At 65.1% G+C, this 18,508-nt stretch carries 16 protein-coding genes; 7 read left to right on the forward strand and 9 right to left on the reverse strand.

Annotated elements, in window-relative coordinates; genetic code table 11:
- Positions 1-20: 20 nt before the first annotated feature.
- The gene (locus tag CH296_RS14390; protein ID WP_176459346.1) at positions 21-1,880 is read right to left on the reverse strand and encodes a BCCT family transporter; all 1,860 of its coding nucleotides are present in this window, start codon (positions 1,878-1,880) and stop codon (positions 21-23) included.
- A 244-nt stretch (positions 1,881-2,124) separates the two neighbouring features.
- On the opposite strand from CH296_RS14390, the gene CH296_RS14395 reads away from it, so the two are divergent.
- Positions 2,125-3,039 (forward strand): serine/threonine-protein kinase, encoded by a 915-nt coding sequence (locus CH296_RS14395; protein ID WP_094685071.1) that lies wholly within the window; start codon positions 2,125-2,127, stop codon positions 3,037-3,039.
- Positions 3,040-3,094: 55 nt separating this feature from the next.
- Here the strand turns inward: CH296_RS14395 and CH296_RS14400 are convergent, their stop codons facing one another.
- Positions 3,095-4,576 carry an amino acid permease gene (locus CH296_RS14400; protein ID WP_032393792.1) on the reverse strand — a complete coding sequence of 494 codons (1,482 nt, stop codon included), beginning with the start codon at positions 4,574-4,576 and terminating at the stop codon, positions 3,095-3,097.
- A gap of 407 nt (positions 4,577-4,983) precedes the next feature.
- On the opposite strand from CH296_RS14400, the gene groL reads away from it, so the two are divergent.
- Entirely contained in the window at positions 4,984-6,609 is a 1,626-nt protein-coding gene (gene groL / locus CH296_RS14405; protein WP_008713461.1) for a chaperonin GroEL, read from the forward strand.
- Between the two features lie 116 nt (positions 6,610-6,725).
- Here the strand turns inward: groL and CH296_RS14410 are convergent, their stop codons facing one another.
- The gene (locus CH296_RS14410; protein WP_094685072.1) at positions 6,726-7,079 is read right to left on the reverse strand and encodes a VOC family protein; all 354 of its coding nucleotides are present in this window, start codon (positions 7,077-7,079) and stop codon (positions 6,726-6,728) included.
- A gap of 121 nt (positions 7,080-7,200) precedes the next feature.
- Here CH296_RS14410 and CH296_RS14415 point away from each other — a divergent pair, with 121 nt between their 5' ends.
- Positions 7,201-7,989: an RsiV family protein gene (locus CH296_RS14415; RefSeq protein ID WP_094685073.1), complete on the forward strand. Its 789-nt coding sequence runs from the start codon at positions 7,201-7,203 to the stop codon at positions 7,987-7,989.
- Positions 7,990-8,029: 40 nt separating this feature from the next.
- Positions 8,030-8,932: an alpha/beta fold hydrolase gene (locus CH296_RS14420; protein WP_094685074.1), complete on the forward strand. Its 903-nt coding sequence runs from the start codon at positions 8,030-8,032 to the stop codon at positions 8,930-8,932.
- 6 nt (positions 8,933-8,938) lie between these two features.
- Here the strand turns inward: CH296_RS14420 and CH296_RS14425 are convergent, their stop codons facing one another.
- From CH296_RS14425 to CH296_RS14440, 4 genes are read right to left on the reverse strand one after another with little or no spacing between them, the layout of a single operon-like run.
- On the reverse strand, positions 8,939-9,262 hold the full coding sequence (locus CH296_RS14425) for a putative quinol monooxygenase (protein ID WP_027498443.1): 324 nt from the start codon (positions 9,260-9,262) through the stop codon (positions 8,939-8,941).
- A gap of 46 nt (positions 9,263-9,308) precedes the next feature.
- On the reverse strand, positions 9,309-10,334 hold the full coding sequence (locus tag CH296_RS14430) for an NAD(P)-dependent alcohol dehydrogenase (protein ID WP_094646882.1): 1,026 nt from the start codon (positions 10,332-10,334) through the stop codon (positions 9,309-9,311).
- Positions 10,335-10,339: 5 nt separating this feature from the next.
- Complete coding sequence (locus tag CH296_RS14435) at positions 10,340-11,119, reverse strand: iron-sulfur cluster assembly protein (protein WP_094685075.1); 780 nt, start codon at positions 11,117-11,119, stop codon at positions 10,340-10,342.
- A 1-nt stretch (position 11,120) separates the two neighbouring features.
- Entirely contained in the window at positions 11,121-12,164 is a 1,044-nt protein-coding gene (locus CH296_RS14440) for an amidohydrolase family protein (protein ID WP_094685212.1), read from the reverse strand.
- Between the two features lie 155 nt (positions 12,165-12,319).
- On the opposite strand from CH296_RS14440, the gene CH296_RS14445 reads away from it, so the two are divergent.
- Together CH296_RS14445 and ligD are read left to right on the forward strand one after the other, a co-directional pair.
- Positions 12,320-13,780, forward strand: a complete 1,461-nt coding sequence (locus tag CH296_RS14445) for a GAF domain-containing protein (protein WP_094685213.1) — start codon at positions 12,320-12,322, stop codon at positions 13,778-13,780.
- Between the two features lie 18 nt (positions 13,781-13,798).
- On the forward strand, positions 13,799-14,752 hold the full coding sequence (gene ligD / locus CH296_RS14450; protein ID WP_094659468.1) for a non-homologous end-joining DNA ligase: 954 nt from the start codon (positions 13,799-13,801) through the stop codon (positions 14,750-14,752).
- 72 nt (positions 14,753-14,824) lie between these two features.
- Here ligD and argG read toward each other — a convergent pair whose 3' ends face one another.
- Entirely contained in the window at positions 14,825-16,240 is a 1,416-nt protein-coding gene (argG, locus tag CH296_RS14455) for an argininosuccinate synthase (protein WP_045198790.1), read from the reverse strand.
- Between the two features lie 19 nt (positions 16,241-16,259).
- Complete coding sequence (locus CH296_RS14460; protein WP_045198792.1) at positions 16,260-16,967, reverse strand: FadR/GntR family transcriptional regulator; 708 nt, start codon at positions 16,965-16,967, stop codon at positions 16,260-16,262.
- Between the two features lie 99 nt (positions 16,968-17,066).
- Between CH296_RS14460 and aspA the strand changes: the two genes are divergently transcribed.
- On the forward strand, positions 17,067-18,506 hold the full coding sequence (aspA, locus tag CH296_RS14465; RefSeq protein ID WP_032393800.1) for an aspartate ammonia-lyase: 1,440 nt from the start codon (positions 17,067-17,069) through the stop codon (positions 18,504-18,506).
- Positions 18,507-18,508 lie beyond the last annotated feature (2 nt).

Here is an 18,508-nt window from a genome sequence, read left to right on the forward strand (position 1 = left end):
GCCAGAGGTGGATCGATCGGTCAGTCGGTGTGGTTGCTGTCCTTCTGGCCCTCGGCCGAGTCGGCGAATTCCTGCGTGTCGAAGACTTCGCCGCCGAGTGGGTCGACCGGAGCATTGTCTCCGGAGTACTCGACCGCCCCGGTTTCGGGATGAACCTCGAGCTGTTCGTTGGGCACCTCGTGCACTGCCAGTACGACGGTCCCGTTGCGAGCGGGCGCCGTGAGGCCCTCGCGTGACGGGGTCAGGCCGGAGAACGTGCTCGAGATGCCTGCCGCCGCCCTCTTGCGCGTTGTCGACCCAGCTGGGTCCGGCTCCTTGTCCGCGACCTCCGGCGTTGCGGTCACGCGCACGTACCGCGGGGTGGTGGCGACGTCGTAGCGGAAGGCCTTGAGCATCGACACGCAGGCGAGCACCAGAATGATCGAGAACGGCACGGCCGTGGCTATCGACATCGTTTGCAGCGCCGTCAGCGACCCTGTTCCGCCGATGAGGAGCAGAACCGTCGCCGCCACGCCTTCGAGAATCGACCAGTACACGCGGGTGATCTTCGGCGGTTCGAGGTCGCCGCCGGTGGAGAGGATGTCGATGACCAGCGAGCCGGAGTCGGAGGATGTCACGAAGAAGAACACGATGACGAAGATCGCCAGCACGCTGCTGATCGTCGCCAAAGGCAACGTGTCGAGCAGCTGGAACAGGCTCGTGTTGGTGTCGACGGCACCGTCGACCAACAGGTCGCCGTTCTCACGCTGACGCAGGATGCCGGCATCACCGAAGATCGTGAACCACAGGGATCCGATGATCGTCGGTGCCAGCAGCACTCCGAACACGAATTCGCGGATGGTGCGTCCGCGGGAGATACGCGCGATGAACATGCCGACGAACGGTGCCCAGCTCATCCACCAGCCCCAGTAGAAGATGGTCCAGTCGCCGGTCCAGCCGTCGTCGGAGAACGGTGATGTGCGCAGCATCAACTCCGGCAATGCCTGGATGTAGCCGCCGAGGTTCTGCACCCAGGACTGCATGAGAAACAGGCTCGGTCCGGCAATCAGAACGAAGACGGCCAGAGCTGCGGCCATCCCCATGTTGATGTTGGAGAGCCACTTGAGTCCTCGTGAGACGCCGGACACGACGGAAAACGTCGCGAGACCGGTGACTCCGGCGATGATGATGACCGTCACCCAGTTGTTGGTATCGACCCAACCCAGGTATTCGAGGCCGGCCGAGATCTGTTGCACACCGAATCCGAGCGAGGTGGCAACGCCGAACAATGTGCCGACGATGGCGACGGCGTCGATCGCGTGGCCGATGCCACCCTCGATGCGCTTGCGCCCCAAAAGCGGCTCGAGCAGCCAACGTACCGACAGCGGGCGTCCCTTGCGGTACGTCATGTACGCCAGTCCGAGGCCGACCACGACGTAGATTGCCCAGGCGTGCAGGCCCCAGTGGAAGAGGGTGAGCTCCATCGCCTGTCGTGCAGCGGGGTCGGTGCTACCGGGAACGCCGCCCGCCTCGGGTGGCGTCACGTAGTGCGAGAGCGGCTCGGCGACGCCGTAGAACACCAGGCCGATGCCCATGCCTGCGCTGAACAGCATGGCGAACCACGAGAGGACGCCGAACTCGGGCTTCTCGTCGTCGCGACCGAGGCGAATGTTTCCGACCTTGCTCAAGCCGCAGTACAGCGCGAAGAGCACGAATCCGGTGGTCGCCAGGATGTACCACCACCCGACACCGGCTGTGATGGCCGAATTGAGTCGATCGAACGCATCTGCGGCGGTTCCGGCGTAGATCACCGAGAAGGCGATCATGGCGAAGATGACGATCGACGCGGGAACGAAGACGGGCTTGAGCAGGCCGCCCCACGCTTCTTTTACTGCTTTCACTTACTTGACTTCCTTACAACTCGAGTCACCGTAATCGGCTGACCGTTATCGGTTTGCCGTTCTTTTTCTCTTGTTTCGGTCAAGTACCGGTAATCACCATAAACGACATCGGTGCTGGTGGCGAAACTGCCGAGTCGCCTCGAGCCCTGGAACGGACTACAGTTCTGTCGATGCTGCGGACGTGTCCGATCGTGTCACCCGTCGGTTACGGCGGCGCGAGTAGGCCTGTGCGGCAGGCGATTCCATGACGATGCGATTGCAGCCGGGTTCGGAGTTCGCGGGATTTCGGGTGCAGCGCCGCCTCGGCGTCGGGGGCATGAGCGAGGTGTATCTGGTTCTCGGACGCGGCCACGATCGGCTCGAGGCCCTCAAGATCCTGGACCGGGACGCGTCTCGATCGCCGAGCTTGCGCAACAAGTTTCGGATGGAAGCGGCCGTCGCCGCGCAACTGGTGCACCCGAACATCGTGTCGGTGCACGAGCACGGTGAGTTCGAGCACCAGTTGTGGATGTCGATGCACTACGTGGACGGCTACAGCGCCGCGCGGCTGGTCGCCCGCGGACAGATCGCTCTCGACGTGTCCCGGGTGGCGCGCATCGTCGCCGAGGTGGCCAAAGGGCTCGACTACGCCCACTCGCAGGGCGTCGTGCATCGGGACGTCAAGCCGGCCAACATTCTCGTCTCCACCGAGCGAATCGACGGCTACGAGCAGGTGATGTTGTCCGACTGGGGAATTGCACGCCTACTGGGGGACGCGACTCCGCTCGCTGCGGGTGGGACGGTGATGGCATCCATCCCGTACGCGGCACCGGAGCTGCTGCGCGGGGGAGTGCTCAGTGCGCAGACCGACGTCTACGGTCTGGGGGCCACGCTCGTCGAACTGACGACCGGCCGGACGCCGTATCCGCTGGCCACGCCGTTGGCCATCACCGCTGCACACCTCACGGCCGAGCCGCCGTCGGTGACGCGGCGTCGACGCTCGTTGCCTCGGGGCCTCGACGCCGTGGTCGCACGCGCGCTGGCGAAGGACCCGGCGGATCGCTTCCGAACCTGCGCCGAGCTCAGCGATGCGGTGGCGGCAGCAGTGAAAGCGGGAGTTCCCGAACCGCCGCCGCGCCGATCGCCGTTCAGCCGATCGCGCTGGCTCAAGTTTTCCTGACCGCGACACGACGAAGGCCCCACACCGAGTCGGTGTGGGGCCTTCGCTCACGGGTTCACTCCTCCGGATCGACCGGACGGTTCGCCACCACCGGGTACTGACCGGTGTAGCCGAGGCGTTCCTCGGCGACGGCGAGCACCTTGGTGCGCACCAGGAACCAGCCGCCGATCAGCGCGGGGATGATGACCACCAGGGTGGCGATGGTCCAGCTGCCGATCGGGGCGTCGAACGCCATCAGCACCAGCACGCCGAACAGGAACACCAGGGTTGCGTAGCTGGTGTACGGCGCACCGAACAACCGGAACTTGGGCCGTTCGAGGATGCCCTTCTTGGACCAGCGGAACAGCTGTATCTGGCACAGCACGATGGTCGCCCAGCTGGCGATGATGCCGAGCGCGGACATATTCAGCACGATCTCGAAGGCCTCGCCCGGGGCGATCGCGTTGAGGGCGACGCCGAACAGCGTGATGAAGCAGGTGAGCAGGATGCCGCCGAACGGTACGCCGCCCTTGGTCATCTTCTTGGTGAACTCCGGCGCGCTGCCGTTCATCGCCATCGAGCGCAGAATGCGGCCCGTCGAGTACAGCCCGGCGTTCAGGCTCGACAACGCGGCGGTGAGCACCACGATGTTCATGATGGTGCCCGCGCCGCCCAGGCCGATGCTCGAGAAGAACGTCACGAACGGCGACGTCCCGGCCTGGTACGCGGTGTACGGCATCAGCACGGCCAGCAACACCAGCGAGCCGACGTAGAACAGTGCGATACGAGCGATGACCGAGTTGATCGCCCGCGGCATGATCTTCTCCGGGTTCTCGGTCTCACCCGCAGCCGTCCCCACCAATTCCACTGCGGCATAGGCGAACACGACACCCGAGATCACGATCACCAGTGGCCATGCCCCGGACGGGAACAAGCCGCCGTTGTCGGTGATGAGGTTGATACCCGGCACCTCGGTGCCCACCGGAATGCGTCCGGCGAGGAACACGATGCCCACGATGAGAAAGGTCACCAGCGCGACGACCTTGATCATCGCCGCCCAGAACTCCATCTCACCGAACCAGCGGACCGAGACGAGATTGATGGACATGACGATGACGAGGGCGATCAGTGCGATGACCCACTGCGGGATCACCTCGAAGCTGCCCCAGTAGTGCATGTACGTCGCGATGGCCGTGACGTCGACGATGGCCGTCATCGCCCAGTTGAGGAAGTACATCCAGCCCGCGACGAACGCAGCCTTCTCGCCGAAGAACTCGCGCGCGTAGGACACGAAGCTGCCCGACGACGGGCGATGCAGGACCAGCTCGCCGAGTGCACGCAGGATGAAGAAGACGAAGATGCCGCACAGGGCGTAGGCGAGAAACAGGCCGGGGCCGGCACTGGCGAGGCGTCCGCCCGCGCCGAGGAACAGGCCGGTGCCGATTGCGCCGCCGATCGCGATCATCTGCAACTGACGAGGTTTGAGGCCCTTGTGGTAGCCCTCCTCCTCGTGATCCATCGCCGAATTGTCGTACGAGGTGTCGACCGTATCGGACATGTTTCGATCCTTACTGTCGCTTTTGTGGGGGTATGTCCGAATTGAAATGACGTGAAAACTACTGTCCCAGAACGATATTAGCGTTCGGCGTTCGTGCGGAAGATGCCGAATGTTAACAATGGCCACGGATGTGAACAGTGTGTGAAGGGCCCGTGCAAAGGTGAGCATCTGCTCGCGACAGCCGCCGCGCGGTGGCGTCGGGCACGGGGGTGGCGGTGGTTCGCTCCCGGCGGACGACCTTGCACTCGCCATGGTCGAGTGCTAGAAATGCAGTTGGCACTCTCGACACGTGAGTGCCAGGTCGGGACACGGTGAGGCCGGGGAATCAACGACACCCCTGGTCGTCCGTCGCGGGCACCGAGCTCGGCCAGCAATGTGTCACCCCCAATCCGGAGGATCACTTCGCAATGGCCAAGATCATCGCGTTCGACGAAGAGGCACGCCGTGGCCTCGAGCGAGGCCTCAATGCCCTCGCCGACGCAGTAAAGGTGACGTTGGGCCCCAAGGGTCGCAACGTCGTACTCGAGAAGAAGTGGGGAGCTCCCACGATCACCAACGATGGTGTTTCCATCGCCAAGGAGATCGAGCTCGAAGATCCCTACGAGAAGATCGGTGCCGAGCTCGTCAAGGAGGTCGCCAAGAAGACCGACGACGTCGCAGGCGACGGCACCACCACCGCTACCGTTCTCGCTCAGGCACTCGTCCGTGAAGGCCTGCGCAACGTCGCAGCCGGCGCGAACCCGCTCGGCCTCAAGCGCGGCATCGAGAAGGCTGTTGCAGCCGTCACCGAGTCGCTGCTCGCGTCCGCCAAGGAGATCGACACCAAGGAGCAGATCGCTGCTACCGCTGGCATCTCCGCAGGCGACCCGTCCATCGGCGAGCTCATCGCCGAGGCCATGGACAAGGTCGGCAAGGAAGGCGTCATCACGGTCGAGGAGTCCAACACCTTCGGCCTGCAGCTCGAGCTCACCGAGGGCATGCGCTTCGACAAGGGCTACATCTCGGCGTACTTCGCCACCGATGCAGAGCGTCAGGAAGCCGTCCTCGAAGACGCGTACATCCTGCTCGTCAGCTCCAAGATCAGCACCGTCAAGGACCTGCTGCCGCTGCTGGAGAAGGTCATCCAGTCCGGCAAGCCGCTCGTCATCATCGCCGAGGACGTCGAGGGCGAAGCTCTCTCCACCCTCGTGGTGAACAAGATCCGTGGCACCTTCAAGTCCGTGGCCGTCAAGGCTCCCGGATTCGGTGACCGCCGCAAGGCTCAGCTCGCCGACATCGCCATCCTCACGGGCGGCGAGGTCATCAGCGAAGAGGTCGGCCTCTCCCTGGAGACCGCCGGACTCGAGCTGCTCGGTCAGGCACGCAAGGTCGTCATCACCAAGGACGAGACCACCATCGTCGAGGGCTCGGGAGATTCCGACGCCATCGCCGGTCGCGTCAACCAGATCCGCGCCGAGATCGAGAACTCCGATTCCGACTACGACCGCGAGAAGCTGCAGGAGCGCCTGGCCAAGCTGGCCGGTGGCGTTGCAGTCATCAAGGCCGGAGCGGCAACCGAGGTCGAGCTCAAGGAGCGCAAGCACCGCATCGAAGATGCCGTGCGCAACGCCAAGGCAGCCGTCGAAGAAGGCATCGTCGCCGGTGGCGGCGTGGCACTGCTCCAGGCAGCGCCCGCACTCGACAACCTCAAGCTCGACGGTGACGAGGCAACCGGCGTGAACATCGTTCGCGTCGCGCTGTCCGCTCCGCTCAAGCAGATCGCATTCAACGCAGGCCTCGAGCCCGGCGTCGTTGCGGACAAGGTCTCCAACCTGCCCGCCGGTCACGGCCTCAACGCCGCGACCAACGAGTACGAGGACCTGCTCGCTGCAGGCATCAACGACCCGGTCAAGGTCACCCGCTCGGCACTGCAGAACGCAGCGTCCATCGCGGCTCTGTTCCTCACCACCGAGGCCGTCGTCGCCGACAAGCCCGAGAAGGCCGGAGCGCCCGCAGGCGATCCGACCGGTGGCATGGGCGGCATGGACTTCTGAGTCCAGCCCCTCGCTGAAAAAGCCCGACTCCGCTCTGCGGGGTCGGGCTTTTTCGCGTTCGAATCGGGTGCAATGGGCCGCGCCTGGCGCGGTCTGCTGCACCCGATTCGAAGCAGTCAGTCCCGGTGATACGCGATGTTGACGACGTTGCCGTCGGGAGCGCGAACGAAGAACCGGCGGACACCCCACGGTTCGGTCGTCAACGGATACACGATCTCGTAGCCCAACTTCTGGGCTTCGGTGTACGCGCCGTCGACATCGTCGGTGTGCACCGACATCACCGAATCCTCCGGTGCGCTGGCATCTTCGGTTACGAGTTGAACGCTGACCGGGCGGTCGGGCGACGTCAGCCGCGCAACCCAGCCCATGTCGAACTCCTCCGAACGCAGACCGAGAAACTCGGTGTAGAACGACTTGGCCGCGTCCACGTTCGGCACGCGCAGATTGGTGATGATGCTCCTGGTTCTCATCGAACTCCCTCCGAAACGTGGCCGGTCGAGACGAACCGAACGGTTCGACGCTAGCTGCGGAGTCGGTGCTCCGCAGTTGTTTCCTGTTGAGTGAGTCGACGCGCAGTGGTTAGGGTCGGTCATGACTCGTCTCCGCTCGATGGCTGCCGCCCTTGCCGTGACAGCGGCCCTCGCGGGTTGTTCCACTTCGGGAACCGCCACGCCCGCGTCCGCGCCGACGACCTCCGACGCACCGGCCACGACCGAGCGCGCCGAGCCGACGAGTACAACTCCGCCCACCACGTCGAATGCCGCCGAGTCGTACGTCGTCGGCAGCACTCGGGTCACCGGATCCACGGAACATGCAACCTACGATGTCGCCATTCCGCAGCTCAGTGGTGGGGATCCCGCTGTGACGGCGGAGTTCAACGAGTCGATGCGGGCGGCCTTGCAGGACTTGATCGACGGCCACAACGGACAGGACTTCGCTCTCGGCGACGGCTACACGCCGAGCTCTACCTACGTCGGTAGGCGCGTGATCAGTTCCGAACAGATCACCGACTGGATCGCCGTGCCTGCCGGCGCCCATGGTGATTCGCTGATCTCGACCGTGACGATCGAGGTCGACACCGCACAGCCGATCACCCTCGGTGACGCGTTCACCGATCTCGATGCCGGTCTGTCGAGGTTGTCCGAGCAAGCGGCGAAGATTCTTCCGACCACCCGGGCCGGCGAGAACTTCGAGCGCTCGGGCATCGAGCCGACGGTGGCCGACTTCGGCAACTGGACCGCATCACCGGAGGGGATGAACATTCACTTCGGTGATTACCAGGTGGGGGCCTATGGCATCGGCCTCATCACGATCACCGTCCCATGGACCGACCTGTCCGACGTTCTCGCGCCCGGCATGCAGGACGTGCTGAGCAGTTGACCCTCGGTGCATACCGCCACCGCAATGCGAGCATGGACCCATGATGATTCGCGCAGGAGTGTTGGATGTGGAGTTCGACCGCGTCGGCGATCCGTCCGGTCCCTCGGTGGTGCTGCTACACGGGTTTCCGTACGACCCACGCGGTTACGACGACGTCGCCAGGCTGCTCGCCGAATCCGGATACGACGTGGTGGTGCCGTATCTGCGGGGCTTCGGACCGACCCGGTTCGTCGACGCCGACACGATGCGATCCGGAGAGCAGGCCGCGATCGGCCACGACCTGCGTGAGTTGATTCTCGCGCTGGAACTGAACGAGCCCATCGTCGCCGGCTACGACTGGGGTGGGCGAGCGGCGTGCGTCGTCGCCGCGATGTGGCCGGAGTTGGTGTCGGGCCTGGTGAGCGTGTCCGGCTACCTGGTCCAGGACATCGCCGCGGCAGTGTCGACGCCGGTGTTGCCGCATCTCGAGAAGCGGCACTGGTATCAGTACTACCTGCACTCCGAGCGGGGCCGGGCCGGGCTCGCGGCCCACCGCGCAGAGATCGCACAGACACTGTGGACGGATTGGTCGCCGACCTGGCGGTTCGGCGACTCCGAGTTCGCGGCCACCGCACCCTCGTTCGACAACCCCGACTTCGTGGACGTGTCCGTGCATTCCTACCGCCACCGCTACGGCGTCGAGGCCGGGGACCCGGCCTATGCAGCGACGCAGGAATTGCTGACCGAGCAACCGAGGATCACGGTGCCCACGATCGTGATCGATCCGACCGAGGACACCGTTGCCTCGCTGTACGGCAGCCCGGACCACGCGGCGCACTTCACCGATCTGATCGACGTTCGGCAGATCGACTGCGGCCACAACCCGCCGCAGGAACTGCCGGGACAGTTCGCCGACGCGGTCGTGACGCTGGGCCAGGTGGTCCGGGATCGAGAACGGAGCTAGAACGATCTAGTCGACGGCGAGTTCGCCCAGTTCGTTCCAGTCGGTGCCGTCGACCTCTTGGCTGATGATCTTCGGCGTCTCCTGCAGGTACGGCGGGAGATCCTTCTGCGCCTGCTTGAAGTGATCCGAGTTCACGTGTGTCGCACCGGCGTCGGGGTCCTTGAAGGCCTCCACCAGGACGTACTCGGTCGGGTCGTCGAGGGTGCGTGACCAGAAGTACCAGAGGCACCCCTCCTCGGCCTGGCAGGCCTCGGTGAAGTCGCGCGAAATCTCGGGCCAGTTGTCGGCGTGCTCGGGCTTGACCTTGAACTTGGCGGTGATGAAGATCAACGTTGCTCCTCGTTGTTGGGGTTGTGTCGGTGGTTACTACCCGATTTCAGGGTACGAGAATCGCGCGGCCGCGAACCCGTCCGTTGTCGAGGTCGTCGATGGCACTCTGGAAGTCGTCCAGTGCGTAGGTCTGCGTATGCAGGTTCACGGAACCGCGCGCGGCGAGAGACATCAGATCGCACAGGTCGTTGTAGGACCCGACGAGGTTGCCGACGATGTTCTTCTCCGCCGACACCAGGTCGATGGTCGGCACGTCGACGTTCTCGCCGTAGCCGATCACATGATAGTCACCGGCCCGTCTGGTCATCGCCAATCCCTCTGCGGTGGAGCCATTTTCGCCGACGAAGTCGAGAACGACCTCGGCGCCGAATCCGCCCGTGAGTTCCATGACCTGGTCGATCTGGCTGCCGTCGGCGACCACCGCGTGATCGGCACCGAGAGTCAGGGCGAGCTTGACGGCATCGGCGTTGCGGTCGATGACGATGAGCTCTGCGGGCGACAGCGCCTCCAGCACCTGGATACCGATGTGGCCGAGGCCGCCTGCACCGATGACGACGCATTTGTCGCGTGGAGTCAGCCGCCGGGCCGCTTTGGCGGCGGCGTGGTACGCCGTCAGGCCTGCATCGGCCAGCGCTGCCACCGCGGACGGTTCGAGCGATTCGTCGATCTTCACCACTGTCCTGGCGTTGGTACGCAGATAGTCCGCGTACCCGCCGTTGGTGTCGATCCCGGGGAAATCACTGCTCTCGCAATGCACGTCGTCACCGGACCGGCATGCCCGGCACAGTCCGCACGTGACCAACGGATGCAGGATCACCTTGTCGCCCTCGCGGACGTTGGTGACGGCCGAACCGACCGCGTGCACCCATCCGGCGTTCTCGTGCCCGATCGTGTACGGCAGTGTGACACCGGACTTCTCGGCCCACTGGCCTTCGAGGATGTGCAGATCGGTGCGGCACACGCCTGCCCCGCCGATCTTCACGATCACGTCGAGAGGGCCTCGAACCTCGGGGATCGGTACCTCGGTCATCTCCAGATTCTTGTGATACCCGACCACCTGGACGGCGCGCATCGTGCTCATCGTGACTGCTCCTGTGTTGTGGTGTGCTGGACGGTGAGGGAGGTGAGGGGGATGAACGCGCCCTCCTCTCGAGGGACTTGCTGTTCTTCCGCGCCGGGGTAGCGAGTCTGCAGCAACCCGCGACAGAAGTGCGCGTTGCCGTCGATCGAGACGCGGGTGGCGCGGGCGCGCCGCATCACCATCGTGAGATCACCGGTGTGTGGGCGACCGGTGTGGTCGACCAGAGCCGGAGCGGCCGGGTCGATTCTCAGCCCGAGTGCCTCGCGGCGGCGAAGCAGAGCGGTCGACGTGCGATCGTCCGCAAGATCTCCGAGAACCACTGCGGCCAAGTCGTTCTCGGTCGCACTTGGATTCGCTCGCAGCCACCCCTGGAGAGAACGTTCCATCGCCGCCACATACGCCTTGCGGCGGAACGTCGCTCGTAATTCCTCGAGGTCCTCCTCGGCTTCGTGGCCGAAGGTGCCTCGATAGCCCGCGTCGGCGGCGAGGCCGGCGTTGATCTTGTCCGAGTCGTGGTGATCGTCCAGTTCGACGAGAACATGCTCGGTCCACGGCAGTGCCGTCAGCACGTCCTTCGCATCCCCCGACATGAGGTACGCGAAGTTCGGCGAGCAGAACGACGTGGGCAACCGCAGATGAACGTGGACGGTGCTCTCGTCGACCTCCAGGGATCGGACGAAGCCGAGATCGGTGATGGGCTCGTCCAATTCGGGATCCAGGACGACACCGAGGGCGGCGTAGGCCTCGTCCTTCCTGGTGGTCGTGGCAGTCGTCATCTCAGACCGCCGCGAGGTCGGCGCGCTCGGGCTGACGCGGTCCGGTCTCGGTCTCGTCGGCGTCGGGCAGCTGCAGCTCTGCAGGGACCTCGATGTCGTAGAGCTTGGCGGCGTTGAGTCCGAGCACCTTCTTCTTCTGCTCGAGCGTGATGGGAGCGTATTCGTCGAGGGACTCGTGGATCTGGAAGTCGACGAATCCTTCGACCAGCCACTTGGGCGTCCACAGTGCGTAGTCGGAGGAGAAGAAGATGCGGTCCTCGCCCAGCCAGTACAGCAGCTCACCCATGATCTGGCCGAAGTACTTCGGACGTGTGTGCATGAACGGAATGGCCACCGCGAGACCGGCGTACACGTTGGGTTCCTGGGTCGCGATCCAGCAGAAGTCCTCGAGCCGGGGCAGTCCGCAGTGCTCGACGATGAAGTTCAGATCGGTGAAGTCGGTGGCCACGTGGTCGACGTCCGCTACGTCGAATGCATCTCGATCGAGCGGACGGATGGTCGGTCCCTTGTGCACGTGGATGTTCTTGATGCCGACTTCGCGGCAGACCTCGAGGTAGCGCCGCGTCCAGTCGTCGTCGAGCTTGTAGCCGCGGGAATCGCCGTGCCACTCGGCGGTGTAGAGCTTGACGCCCTTGAGTCCGAAGCGCTCGGCGTCGGCTCGCAGCTGGTCGAGGCCACGTTCGCCGTTTCGCGGATCGAAGTGGTGGTTGTAGGTCAGCTTGTCCGGGTGCGCGGCGGCCAACGCCGACGCCTCCTCGGTCTGTCCGAACCCGTTGTTGTAGAACTCGCCGAGGTGGGCGGGCTGGAAGATGGCGTGATCGACGTAGCCGACCTCGAACAGGTCGTGCATCAGGCGCTCGCCACCCTGGTAGAGGTACTCGTCGTACGTCCACAGTTCGCTCTCGGGGGAGAGGTTGCGATGGTAGTCGTAGAAGCAGTCGATGAACTGCTTGCCGTGGATGTTGCGCTGGTTCTGCTCCCGCGCGTCCCACAGAGCGATGTGAGCGTCGACGATGAAGAACTTCTCGCCATTCTTGGTGTACATGCGGTGTGCCTCCCGGATGGTGCGATACGTGACGTGCGTCACGTCGTTATGGGAACGACGGTAGGTCCGAATCGAGCCGGCGTCGCGGCCTCGGCGTCTCAATTCGAGACGCTGCCCCGGCACAGATGGCGACATGCGAATGTAACCTGGATCACATGGCCGATTCCGGGGGTCTCTCGCGAGCCCGACTCCACTCGGAGCCGCTCGCTGCCGTCTCGCATCGGCTCCTCGCGTCCTGGCACCGAAGCCAGCGGTACGGGGTGTCGCTCGACGAGGTTGCTCCGGTCTTCTCGGGAACCTACGACGACGAGTCCCTGTTCTACCGATGCGGCCGCGAGGTGCTCAACGGGTTGCGCGACACGTTGGCGAACGAACCGGTGTCGATGATGCTCACCGACGCCGACGGTCTCGTGTTGGACCGAGTCAGCGCCGATCGCGATCTGCTGGCCGCGCTCGACCGTGTGCATCTGGCGCCCGGCTTCTCGTATGCGGAGGACCAGGCCGGTACCAACGGCCTGGCGCTGGCGCTGGCAGATCAGGTGCCCGCAGTGGTGAGGGCGGACGAACACTACTCGCTCTCGCTCGCCGGCTACACGTGCGCGGCTGCGCCGGTCCTCGATCCCCTCACCGGCAGGGTGGAGGGCTGCGTCAATCTGACCACCTGGTCGGAGTCGTCGTCGGATCTGCTTCTGGCCCTTGCGCAGTCGGCGGCAGGCAACACCTCGGCGATGATGCTCGCGCGGGCACAGGGCCAGCATCCACGGCCTGCTCCGCGCGGTGAGGTGTTCCGGGTCGAGACCGCTCACAGCGGGCCGGGATCAGGCATCCTCGACGACCTTTCCCCTGGCTGGCGTAGTGCACTGGGGTCTGCGGAAGCTGCTCTGGCCGAACATGGTTCGATTCTCATGGTCGGTGAGCCGGGATCGGGCCGGGCCACCGTGCTCGCTCGCGCACTGCGCGCGGCACGCCCGCGCGGCCGCATCCTCAGCGCCGGAGCACCGGCAGCCCGCGACGTCGACGCCTGGCTCGACCTCTGGACGCCCGAGCTGCCGAAACCCGATACGGCAGTGATCATCCGCGATGTCGACAGGCTTCCCGCGCGTGCAGCCGACGCCCTCGCCGAACTGATCCGCCGCGCCGGCCACGGCGTACCCGTCACCGTCACGGCGTCGAACTACGACGACGTGCCCCCGGCACTCGCGGGACTGCTGCGCACTGTGGTCGAGGTACCGCCGCTGCGAAACCGGCCCGACGACATCGCCCCGCTCGCCCTCCATCTGGCCGGTCGAGTACGCGGCCGCCAGGTCACGCTCACCCCCGCTGCCGAGCGAGCGCTGCGCGAACATCCGTGGCCGGGCAACGTCGGTGAGCTGGCCACGGTGATGCACAAGGCATCCGTCCGCGCCGACGTCATCGGAGTCCACCATCTACCGCCGGAGGTGCTCTCGCGCACCACCCATCGGCTCACGCGCATCGAGACGTTCGAGCGCGACGAGATGATCCGCGTGCTCTCTCGCCCCGGCATCACCATGAACGACGCGGTCGAGGAACTCGGGATGAGTCGAGCGACCATCTATCGCAAACGCGACCGATACGGCATCACGCTTCGTTCTTGATCGCTTACCCTCGACCTCATGGCCAGTAGCTCTCCGTCGATCGAGTTACCGGTCGGTGACCGCATCGTCCGCATCTCCAACCCCGAGCGTGTGTACTTCCCCGAAAGCGGAGCCACCAAGCTGGATTTGGTGAACTACTACCTGAGCGTGGGCGACGGCATCGTGCGGGCGCTTCGGGAGCGCCCGTGCATGATGCATCGCTTTCCCAAGGGACTGGCCGGTGACAAGGTGCACCAGAAGCGGGTGCCGAATGGCGCGCCGCCGTGGCTCGAGACCGTGCAGGTGACGTTTCCCCGCTACAACCGCACCGCGGACGAGCTGTGCGTGACCGAACTGGCGCACGTGGCCTGGGCGGTGCAGATGTCGACCGTGGAGTTCCATCCGTGGAACAGCCGCCGCGCCGACGTCGAGATGCCCGACGAGTGGCGCATCGACCTCGATCCGATGCCCGACTGTTCCTTCGACCGGGTCCGACGTGTCGCCGGGGTCGTTCAGGAGGTGCTGGGAGATCTGGGGGCCGTCGGCTGGCCCAAGACCTCCGGTGGGCACGGTCTGCACATCTACGTTCGGATCGACCCGGCTCATGGATTCAAGGACTTGCGAAGGGCTGCACTGGCTTTCGCGCGTGAGGTCGAGCGCCGCGCACCCGAGGACGTGACGACGACGTGGTGGCGCAAGGACCGCGACCCGTCGAAACTGTTCGTCGACTACAACCAGAACGCCCGCGATCACACCATCGCCAGCGCGTATTCGGTGCGCGGGAATCAGCAGGCGACGGTGTCGACGCCGATTTCGTGGGACGAGGTTGCCGACGTCGATCCGCGCGAGTTCACGATGTTCACGGTGCCGGCCAGATTCGCCGAGTTGGGGGACCTGCACGCGGGCATCGACGATGCGGTGTTCGCGATCGACGAGCTACTCGAATGGGCGGAGCGCGACGAGCACGAGGGTTTGACGGAGCCCGAGGAGTAGCCGAACTCGAAGTTGTGGACGGAAATCGGCGGAAATCCGTCCATAACTTCGAGTTCGGCGGGGCAGGAGTGGCTAGTCGGTGCCGGACTCGATGGCGGCGTGGTCGAGTGCCGAGGAGTCCACGGAACCGTCGGGGCCGCTGGCGGCGATGGCGTCGGCACCGCCTGCGGGCAGTTCGCCGATGAGCTCGCCCCAGGCCGTGAGCTGGTTCTGCGCGGCGTACTGCTCGAGCTTGCTGCGTGAATCGGCGATGTCGAGGTTGCGCATCGTGAGTTGACCGATGCGGTCGCCGGGGAAGAACGCCTGGCCCTGGCTGCGTTCCATGGACAGCTTCTCGGGGTGGTAGCTGAAGTTGCTGCCCTGGGTGTCGACGATCGTGAAGTCCTGGCCGCGGCGCAGTCGCAGTGTCACGCTGCCGCTGACGACGTTGCCGACCCACCGCTGCAGGCCCTCGCGCAGCATCAGTGCCTGCGGATCGAACCAGCGTCCCTCGTACAGCAGACGGCCGAGTCGACGGCCTTCGTTGTGGTACGAGGCGACGGTGTCCTCGTTGTGGATGGCGTTGACGAGGCGCTCGTAGGTGATGTGCAGAAGTGCCATTCCGGGAGCCTCGTAGATGCCGCGGCTCTTGGCTTCGATGATGCGGTTCTCGATCTGATCGCTCATGCCGAGGCCGTGGCGTCCACCGATGGCGTTGGCTTCCATGACGAGGTCGACGGGGCTGTCGAAGCTCTTGCCGTTGATCCGGACCGGTCGACCCCGCTCGAACTCGACGGTGACCTCCTCGGGCGCGATGTCCACCTCGGGATCCCAGAACCGAACGCCCATGATGGGGCTGACGATCTCGAGTGACGTGTCGAGGTATTCGAGCTTCTTCGCCTCGTGGGTGGCGCCCCAGATGTTGGCGTCGGTGGAGTAGGCCTTCTCTGCCGAGTCACGGTAGGGGAGCGTGCGCTGGGTGAGCCACTGCGACATCTCGTGCCGACCGCCGAGCTCGGCGACGAACGCCTCGTCGAGCCAGGGCTTGTAGATCCGCAGCTGCGGGTTGGCGAGCAGGCCGTAACGGTAGAACCGCTCGATGTCGTTGCCCTTGTACGTCGATCCGTCGCCCCAGATCGAGACGCCGTCCTCGGCCATCGCGCGCACCAGCATGGTGCCGGTGACTGCGCGGCCGAGCGGGGTGGTGTTGAAGTACGTCTGCAGAGACGAGCGAATGTGGAACGCGCCGCAGGTCAGTGCCGCCAAGCCCTCCTCGACGAGCGGCTCGCGGCAGTCGATGAGCCGCGCCTGCTCGGCCCCGTAGGCCAGGCCGCGCTCGGGCACATCGGACAGGTCCGGCTCGTCGTACTGGCCGATGTCGGCTGTGTACGCGTAGGGGATCGCCCCGTGCTCGCGCATCCACGCGACAGCCACCGAGGTGTCGAGACCGCCGGAGAATGCAATGCCGATTCGTTCGCCGACCGGGAGAGAGTTCAATACCTTCGTCACGGCAAGCAGCCTAGTAGTACTACCGATCGGCCCGATCGGCGAGCGACTCCACGGCACCCCGGACGGCATCGAGATGCGCGGTCATGGCGCGGGCTGCGGCGTCGTACTCGCCCGATCGGATGCCGTCGACGATGGCGTCGTGTTCGACGTTGGACTGTTGCTGCCGATGTGCGACGAGGTTGAGGGTCTCCGATTGCCGCGTCAGGGCATCCCGGATGTCGACGATGATCGCCTCGAACACGCGATTCTTGCTCGCCCGCGCGATCGCGGTGTGGAACTGCGCGTCCAGCAGAACCCAGGCCTCGTGGTCGTCCTCCGAACGCATTTCGTCCGCCAGGCCGGCGAGCACCGCCAACTCTTCGTCGGTGCGTCGCTCCGCGGCCCAGCCGGCGGCGGGAATCTCCACGTGCGGGCGGGCCTCCATGAGTTCGCGGGCGGCGTAGTTGCCGATGTCGAGGTCGTTGCCGACGCGGTCGCGAATCACGAACGTGCCGAGACCGGTCTTGGTCTCGGTGAGGCCGAGGGCGTGGCAGGAGCGCAGTGCCTCGCGGATGACGGACCGGCTGACGCTGTGCCGGGCGGCAAGGGCCGCCTCGGACGGCAACTTCTGGCCGACGGGGAGCTCGCCCGACGCGATGGCCGCGCGCAGGTCTGCGAACACCGCCTCGGCCGCGCTCATCCGGGCATTCGTGGGCGCACTGACTGCCCAGCTGTCCGACAGGTTCATGACGTGATCCTAGCGTGGGGTTGACGAATGAGGTGTTCTGCGCCACACTCTACCTGTCAGACAGCCGGACAGCTGGACACCCTCACCTAGGAGCGCACCGTGGCCGATACCCGCATCGAGAAGGATCTTCTCGGGGAACGCGAAATCCCGAACAGCGTGTATTGGGGAATCCACACCCTGCGCGCCCTCGAGAACTTCCCCATCACCGGGCGTCCGATCTCCACCAATGCGCACCTCGTTCGCGGACTCGCCGCGGTGAAGTGGGCCGCCGCGTCGGCCAATCAGGATCTCGGAATTCTCGACGCCACCCGCGGGGAAGCGATCCGTACGGCGTGTCAGGAAATTCTCGACGGTCAGTGGCACGAGGAGTTCGTCGTCGACGTCATCCAGGGTGGCGCGGGCACCTCGACCAACATGAACGCCAACGAGGTCATCGCCAACCGCGCCCTGGAAATTCTCGGGCACCCGCACGGCGACTACAGCATGCTGCACCCCAACGAGCACGTGAACGCGTCGCAGTCCACCAACGACGTGTACCCGACGTCGGTCAACATCGCGACCGTCTTCGCCGTCCACGAGCTGATCGCCTCGATGAAGGTGTTGCGAGACTCGTTCGGCCGCAAGGCAACCGAGTTCGCCACCGTCGTCAAGATGGGCCGCACGCAGCTGCAGGATGCAGTGCCGATGACCCTCGGCCAGGAGTTCGGTACCTACGCGGTCATGATCGACGAGGACTGCTCGCGACTCGAGGAAGCGGCACTGCTGGTGCACGAGATCAACCTCGGAGCCACCGCCATCGGCACCGGACTGAACGCTCCCGCCGGATACACCGAATCGGCCGTCGCACATCTGCGGACCATCACCGGCCTGCCTCTGGTGACCGCGACGGATCTGATCGAGGCAACGCAGGACGTCGGTCAGTTCGTGCACCTGTCCGGCGTTCTCAAGCGCGTCGCGGTGAAGCTGTCGAAGATCTGCAACGACCTCCGGCTGTTGTCCTCCGGGCCGCGGGCGGGCTTCAACGAGATCAATCTGCCTCCGATGCAGGCGGGTTCGTCGATCATGCCCGGCAAGGTCAACCCCGTCATCCCCGAGGTACTCAACCAGGTTGCCTACGAGGTGATCGGTCACGACGTCACCATCACCATGGCGGCAGAGGCGGGACAGTTGCAGCTCAACGCATTCGAGCCGATCATCGTCAAGTCCCTGTCCGACGGTATGGCGCACCTGAGCGCCGCATGCCGAACCGTCGCGCATCGGTGTGTCGACGGCATCACCGCCAACGTCGACCTGCTGCGTGAGCGCGTGGAGAACTCCATCGGCCTGATCACCGCGCTGAGCCCGTATCTCGGATACGTGGAATCGACTGCTATTGCCCAGGAGGCGTTGGTCAGTGGTCGAAACGTGGTCGACCTCGTTCTCGAGAAGGGTCTGTTGGCCCGGGACGAACTGGATCGACTCCTGAGCCCCGAGCACCTCGCGAATCTGCGGGTGGCTCCCACCGAGCATTCCGTTGCTCCCGAGACGTCGACGAGGTAACG

The organism is Rhodococcus sp. 14-2496-1d (assembly GCF_002259365.1).
Classification (GTDB): Bacteria; Actinomycetota; Actinomycetes; order Mycobacteriales; family Mycobacteriaceae; genus Rhodococcoides.